The sequence below is a fragment of the Streptomyces sp. NRRL F-525 genome (assembly GCF_000716605.1).
Lineage (GTDB): Bacteria > Actinomycetota > Actinomycetes > Streptomycetales > Streptomycetaceae > Streptomyces.
In genome coordinates, this window is record NZ_JNXE01000070.1 from 20,569 (window position 1) to 27,559 (window position 6,991).

Below are 6,991 nucleotides of genomic sequence, written 5' to 3' on the forward strand. Positions count from 1 at the left end.
TTCTCTCCCGTACCCCTCAGCTGGCTGGCGAGTCGGCCGCCCCATGGTCCAACCGCCGCGCCAGTTCCCCGAGTTCGGCCACCCGCAGCACCCGGTCACCGAACCCCGGCAGCGGTACGTGCAGGGCCTCGACCCAACGCTCCGGGATCGCCGCGCCCCCGTACACCGCCCCCGCGAGGCCGCCCGTCACGGCGGCGACGGTGTCCGTGTCGCCGCCGAGGTCGATCGCGGCGCGTACGGCGTCCTCGTAGGTGGCCGTGGTCCGCAGGGCCCACACGGCGGAGGCGAGGCAGGGCCAGACGGCGCCGTTGAACTCGGTCGCCAGGTCGGGGTGCCAGTCCGGGGCGAGGACGACACCGTAGCGCTCCCGGTGGTCGGGGTGGACGTACTGGAGGGTCTCCTCGACGGCGACGAGCGGGTCGCCGCCCTCCAGCGCGACGCGCACCAACTCGTGGAAGACGGCGGTACCTTCCCAGGCCGCGCGGTCTCCATGGGTGAGCGCGGAGATGCGGCGGGCGGCGTCCATCGTGGCCTCGCGTCCCGCACACGCGAAGTAAACGGCCGACGGGGCGGCACGCATCAACGCACCGTTCCCGGCGCCCCGTTGACTCGACTGGAAGTGCAGGGCGGCGGCCAGGTCCCAGGGGTCGCCGCCGGTCAGCACGGCCTCGGTCTGCAGGCCGATGTCCTTCGGGTCGGCGGCCGCCCATTGCCTGAACCGCCGGAACATGTCCGGGAGTTGGAGCCCGCCGCACTCCAGCAGCGACTCCGCGACGAGTACGGCCATCTGCGTGTCGTCGGTCGCCTCGCCCGGGTCCCAGCCGCCGCCCCCGCACATCTCACCGCCCTGACCGGCCACCGGAAAGCGGGCGGAGAAGGCGCCTTCGGGACCGAACTCGAAGGGCGCGCCGAGAGCGTCGCCGACGGCGGAGCCGAGGACGGCGCCCAAGGCGCGTTCCGACCGGGAACAGCCGCCCACCGGGCCGGAGTTCATCAACAGCCGCCCACAGGACCGGAGTTCATCGGGCCGGAGTTCATCGGATCGCGCTCATCAGGCGCGCGCCGCCCCCGGATGCAACCGCACCCACCCCTCCCAGGCCGACGCGATCATGTCGTCGACATCATGCTTGGCCTTCCAGCCCAGTTCGGTGGTGATGCGGTCGGCGGAGGCGACGACGCGGGCCGGGTCGCCGGGGCGGCGGGGGTTGACGGTCGGGGGGCGGTCGTAGCCGGTGATCGCGTTGATGCGGTCGATCATCTCGCGGACCGAAACGCCTTCACCGCGGCCGATGTTGAGGGTGAGGTCGCGGCCGGGGGAGGCCTGGAGGGCGCGGGCCGCGGCGACGTGGGCCTCGGCCAGGTCCACGACGTGGATGTAGTCGCGGACGCAGGTGCCGTCCGGGGTGGCGTAGTCGTCGCCGAAGACGCGCGGGGGCGCGTTCTCGGTGAGCTTCTCGAAGACCATGGGGACGATGTTGAAGACGCCCACGTCGGCGAGTTCGGGGGCGCCGGCGCCGGCCACGTTGAAGTAGCGCAGGGAGGCCGTCGACAGGCCGGTCGCCCTGCCCGTCGCGCGGACCAGCCACTCACCCGCCAACTTGGTCTCGCCGTAGGGCGACATCGGGACGCAGGGCGTCTCCTCGGTCACCAGCTCCACGTCCGGCATGCCGTAGACGGCCGCCGAGGACGAGAAGACGAAGGACGGGACGCCGGCCGTGGTGACCGCCTCCAGGAGGACGCGCAGGCCCTCGACGTTCTCCCTGTAGTAGTGCAACGGCAGGTCGACCGACTCGCCGACCTGCTTCTTCGCCGCCAGGTGGACGACTCCGGTGACGTCCTGGTCGGCGAGGGTGCGGGCCACCCGTTCCGCGTCCAGGGTCGAACCCACCACCAGGGGGACGCCGTCGGGCACGCGCTCGGCGATGCCGGTGGACAGGTCGTCGTAGACGACCGCCTGTTCGCCCGCCTCGGTCATCGCCCTCACGACGTGCGCCCCGATGTAGCCGGCGCCGCCGGTGATCAGCCAGGTCATGTGCGGCCGTCCCCTCCGTCACTGGATGTCGTTCGACCCGCGCGGGTGCTGCGTCCCCCGTGCGTTTCGGCCCACAGTCAATCAGGCGCCGGAGTGTGCCGAGGTCAGCTGCTGGGACTCCCCGTAGGGGTCGGGCGACTGCACGCGCGTGTGCGTCGTCGCCGGGAGCGGCCTCGACGACCGCCACAGCCGGACGAACGAGAGGACGGCCGCGGCGGCCAGCAGGCCATTGCGTACGACCATCAGGGCGCAGCCCGTCCAGGTGCTGTGGATGACGTCGACGTACAGGACGGGGAACTCGACGGAGCTGACGGCGCTCGCCGCCACGATCAGCGCGGCCACCAGGCGCTGGGTCGTGTGCCGCGAGGTCAGACAGACGGCGGCCAGGCCGAGCAGCCAGATCATGTACTGGGGGCTGATCACCCGGCTGGTCACGGTGAACAGCAGGACGGCGCTCAGGGCGGCGTCGTACGGGGTCGCGTCGGTCCAGCGGCGGGCCCGGAGCCGCCACCACAGCAGCAGCCCGAAGGCGACCGCCGTGAGCGCGAGGGAGGCATCGGCTACGACGGAGACATACGACCCCGTGAACTCCATCGCGCCGTACCGGTAGTGCACCTGCCCCGGCCAGCCGACGTGGGTGGCCAGGCCGAGGACGGTACCCCCGAGGGACTCGATCTGCACCCCCCGGCCGCCTTGCTGACGCAAGAAGGCAAAAGGATTGTTGAACAAAACCACGAGAGACATGAGCGACAAGACCCCCGTCCCCACCGCCCACGACCACACCGACCGCGTCGTCCGCCCCCTCGGCATGCCCAGCAGCACCAGCGCCGGCCACACCTTCACCAGCGCGCCCAGCGCCGCGAACGCGCCGCACACACGCGTGGAGCGCGACAACGTCAACAGGGAGATGACGGCGAACGCCGTGACCTGCACGTCGTAGCGGACGAGGGGCATGTGCAGCAGGAGCGGGAGGCAGGCGATCCAGTACGCGGCGCCGCGCAGGCTGTGGCCGGGGCGGGTGCCCGCGCGGGCCAGGACCACGGTGATCACGGCGTCGGTCGCGAGGGTGAGGACCACGAACGCCTGGAAGTACGTCAGGTCCGGCAGCAGTGCGGGCGCCAGCAGGACGGGCCCGGCGCCCGGCGGGTACTGCCACAGCGGATCGTGCGCCGGGAACGCGCCGTGAGACAGCACGCCGTACCAGTGGTGGTAGAGGCGCCACACCTCCCGGGCGACCCCGCCATGGCCGAGCAGGGGAAGGCCGTTGTACGCGAGGAGGAGCAGCATTCCCGCGCGGGTGGCGAGCCAGGCGAGGGTGAGGGCGAGGAGGCGGTGTCTGCGGGCGGCGTTCATCATGGCGGATCGTAAGCCGGGTGAATGCCGCAGGAATGCTAATACACCGTCAATCGTCGGTAAGAGCTTGCTAACAGTACAAAATCAGCCAGGTGGACAGCCAGGACGAGGACGAGAACAAGCGGCGACTCCGGTGGACGAGGACGGAGGCCGTGGCGGTGTTCGTGCCGGTGACCGTCATGCTCGCGCTGGGGCTCTGGGGTCTCGACCGCGGCGGAATGTGGGGCGACGAGGGCGTCACGTTCCTGGTCGGGCGGCGCACGGTGCCGCAGATCTGGCACCTGCTGCACGGCGTGGACGCGGTCCACGGCCTGTACTACCTCCTCATGCACTTCGCCCTCGCCGTCCACCCCGGCGAGGTGGCCCTCCGCCTACCGTCTGTGTGCGGCGCGACGGCGACAGCGGGCCTGGTCGCGGCCCTCGGCGTCCGCTTGGCCCGCCCCCGAGTCGGCCTCTGGGCCGGCCTCCTCTACGCGATCACCCCACTGACCGGCCATTACGCCCAGGAGGGCCGCTCCTATGCCCTCGTCGCCGCGGGCGTGGCCGGGGCGACGCTGCTCCTGGTGAGGGCGCTGGAGGAACCACTCCACCGGTCCTGGTGGCCGTACGGCGCCGTCCTCGCCGTGACCTTTCTGCTGCACGAGTTCGCGGCCCTGGTGCTCTGCGCGCACGCGCTGACGCTGGCGGCGGCGCGGGTACGCAGGCAGGTGTGGCTCGGCTGGGGATGCGCAACGGGTGTCGCGCTGGGCACCCTGTCGCCACTGGCCTGGGTGTCCCAACGCCAGTCGGCCCAGGTGGCCTGGCTGAGGATCCCGGACTGGGACACCACGGAACGCCTAGCCCGCGACTTCCTGGCCATCACCCCGACCGGCATCGTCTTCTGGACCTCGCTCCTCCTGATCCTCCTCGCCCTCGGCTCCGGCCGACTCACCTCGGTCGCCCTGCCCTTGCTCCTGCTGCCCCCGGTACTCCTGCTGACGGTGTCTCAATTCCGGCCCTTGTTCCACGAGCGGTATGTGCTGTATGCGCTGGCGGGGGCACCGCTGTTGGTGGCAGCGGGGGCGGACCGGGTGCTGGGGGCGCTGAGGTGGCTGTGGCTGGAGGGGCAGGGCGCGCCGAGTGGTAGGCGGGCGGAGGCCGAGCGGGTCGTAGCCAGGGCGGGGAGGCATCGCGAGTTGGTGGGCGCGGCGAGCGGGACCGGTCACCGGCTGGGAAGCGACCGTAGAACTGCAACGGAAGACAGGACCACGGCCGCAACCACACTCGAAACCCGAGACGGAGCCGCAGAGAGAGCCGGAGGCGGAGGCGAAGCCGCAGCCGGAGGCGGGAACCGAGCCGCAGCCGCAGTCGGAACCAGAGACGGAGCCGCAGCCGGAGCCGGACAGAGAGCCGGAGGCGGAGGCGAAGCCGCAGCTGGAGGCGGCACCCGAACCGCGACCGCAGCCACAAGCCGCCCATCTCTCACCCGAGCCAACCTCATCACCGTCGCCGGCGTCCTGGCCGCAACCGCCACCTTCCTCCACGGCCTCCCCGACTACCGCAACGACCGTGACGCGGCCCGCCGCCCCGAGAACCTAGCCGCGGTCTCCGCACTCGCGGGACGTGAACTACGGCCCGGCGACCCCGTGTTGTTCCTGCCGTCGTTCTGGCGAGTGACGGCGTTGGCGTATCCGAGGCCGTTCGTCGGGGCCCGGGATCTCGCATTGGGGGAGTCCGGGGCGAGGTCGGGGACGCTCAGTGGGCGTGAGATCGGGCCGGGGGAGTTGCGCGCACGGCTCGCCGGTGTGGACCGCGTCTGGATCGTCGCGCAGTCGAACCTGCTGCCCTCGCGCTGGGTCCCCGGCGACCCCACCGACCGGGTCAAACTCGACGTCGTGGACGGGGAGTTCGCGCGAAGACAGCAGTACGTACGAGGGCGAGTGAAGCTGGCCCTCTACATCCGCCGTATGCCCCCGCAATCCACGCAGCCGGTGTCCACGCCTACACCTACGCCTCGTCCAGCGTCGCCGAATCCAACGCCCCCGTGAGCTGGTCAAGCCGCTCCCGCAACGCCCGGATCTCATCGATGTCGAACCCCGTGGCCCCAAGAATCCGCCGAGGCACCTCGACCGCCCGCTCGCGCAGAGCGACCCCCTCATCCGTGAGCCGCACCTCCACCGACCGCTCGTCACGGACGCTCCGCTCACGCCGTACAAGCCCCGCCGTCTCCAGCCGCTTGAGCAGCGGGGACAGCGTGCCGGAGTCGAGCCGCAGATGTTCGCCAAGCTTCTTGACGGGCAGCTCGCCGTGTTCCCACAGCACCAGCATCACCAGGTACTGCGGATACGTGAGCCCGAGATCCTTGAGGATCACCCGGTACACACCGCCGAAGGCGCGCGACGCGGCGTTCAGGGAGAAGCAGATCTGCTGGTCGAGGCGGAGCCAATCCGCGGTGGGCGCGGCGGCGGGAGTGGTGGTCATGCCCCCAGGATAGCGCGAGCGGGCCATTTAGTTGTGGGCAATTGAATTGTGTGCTCTACTTGTCCCCGTGAGGCGGCCCGGACACCCGGACCGGTCACCCCCACCAAGTCTTCCGAGAGGGATGGTTTCCAATGGACGCGATCTACACCGCCGTAGCCACCGCCACCCACGGCCGCGACGGCCGCGCGGTCAGCAACGACGGCAAGATCGACCTTCAGCTCGGCATCCCGGTCGAGATGGGCGGCAACGGCCAGGGCACCAACCCTGAGCAGCTCTTCGCCGCCGGTTACGCCGCCTGTTTCGGCAGCGCCCTCGGCCTCGTCGGCCGCCAGGCGAAGGTCGACGTCACCGACGCGGCCGTGACCGCAGAGGTCGGCATCGGCAAGCAGGGCGAGGGCTTCGGCCTCAAGGTGACCCTGCGCATCGAGCTCCCCGACACCGTGGACGAGGCGACCGGCCGCAAGCTGGTCGAGACCGCCCACCAGGTCTGCCCCTACTCGAACGCCACCCGCGGCAACATCGAGGTCGACCTCGTCGTCGAGTAGTCCCTACGACGCTCCGGTTGGTTCCTACGACGCTCTCGTGACCCGGCACAGAGATGGCCGGCGGCATACAAGCCGCCGGCCCTCTCGCGTCGCACCGAACCTCACGTCATCGACGGGGCATGCTCCCCAACTCCCTGCCCCGGAACCGAAGTTGCGGCGGCCACCCCCACAACAGCCTTCCCCCGCACCACACTCTCCAACAACAACGGCACCCCCACCACCGGCAGTAGCCACACCAACACGATCAACCGCCCACCCCACACACTGATATCGGGATGCGCGGCCTGCGTGAGAACTCCGGTGAACGCGGCCCCGACCAGAAACACCCCGAACGCCGGCCGCCGCACCGCGCCCCACACCCCCGCACCCAACGCGGCCACCAGCATCGGCTGCCACAACTGCTGCCGAGTCCACTCCACCCAGAAGTTCGCTTCCAGGTGCAGGAATTCAGGCCACAGCCGCGTGCGGTCGGGCCGGGCATAGTGATCGGTGAGCAGATCCTGAAGACTGTCGGTCTGGGACGGGTAATGGAGGGCGCTGGCCAGAACCAACGTACCCAGCGCGGCAGTTGCCCCCAACGCGGCCACCGTCACCAACGCCC

General features: G+C 70.8%; 6 protein-coding genes and 1 pseudogene. 2 read left to right on the plus strand and 5 right to left on the minus strand.

Features of this window, described 5'->3' with window-relative positions; translation table 11 throughout:
- Positions 1-16: 16 nt before the first annotated feature.
- From OO69_RS47040 to OO69_RS47050, 3 genes are all read right to left on the minus strand, one after another.
- Positions 17-994 (minus strand): ADP-ribosylglycohydrolase family protein, encoded by a 978-nt coding sequence (locus OO69_RS47040; protein ID WP_033287192.1) that lies wholly within the window; start codon positions 992-994, stop codon positions 17-19.
- 57 nt (positions 995-1,051) lie between these two features.
- Positions 1,052-2,032: a UDP-glucose 4-epimerase GalE gene (gene galE, locus OO69_RS47045; RefSeq protein ID WP_033287193.1), complete on the minus strand. Its 981-nt coding sequence runs from the start codon at positions 2,030-2,032 to the stop codon at positions 1,052-1,054.
- A gap of 81 nt (positions 2,033-2,113) precedes the next feature.
- A complete protein-coding gene (locus OO69_RS47050; RefSeq protein WP_106971244.1) occupies positions 2,114-3,385 on the minus strand; it encodes a glycosyltransferase family 87 protein in 1,272 nt (423 codons plus the stop codon).
- Between the two features lie 179 nt (positions 3,386-3,564).
- Between OO69_RS47050 and OO69_RS49700 the strand changes: the two genes are divergently transcribed.
- The gene (locus OO69_RS49700; protein WP_106971245.1) at positions 3,565-5,412 is read left to right on the plus strand and encodes a glycosyltransferase family 39 protein; all 1,848 of its coding nucleotides are present in this window, start codon (positions 3,565-3,567) and stop codon (positions 5,410-5,412) included.
- On the opposite strand, the gene OO69_RS47060 is transcribed toward OO69_RS49700, so the two are convergent.
- On the minus strand, positions 5,372-5,845 hold the full coding sequence (locus tag OO69_RS47060) for a MarR family winged helix-turn-helix transcriptional regulator (RefSeq protein ID WP_033287198.1): 474 nt from the start codon (positions 5,843-5,845) through the stop codon (positions 5,372-5,374). The two genes, OO69_RS49700 and OO69_RS47060, sit on opposite strands and share 41 nt — an antisense overlap.
- Positions 5,846-5,976: 131 nt before the next feature.
- On the opposite strand from OO69_RS47060, the gene OO69_RS47065 reads away from it, so the two are divergent.
- Positions 5,977-6,390, plus strand: coding sequence for an organic hydroperoxide resistance protein (locus tag OO69_RS47065; RefSeq protein ID WP_033287195.1), 414 nt, complete (start codon positions 5,977-5,979; stop codon positions 6,388-6,390).
- A gap of 101 nt (positions 6,391-6,491) precedes the next feature.
- Here the strand turns inward: OO69_RS47065 and OO69_RS47070 are convergent.
- A pseudogene (locus OO69_RS47070) lies at positions 6,492-6,991 on the minus strand (hypothetical protein); the annotation flags it as partial.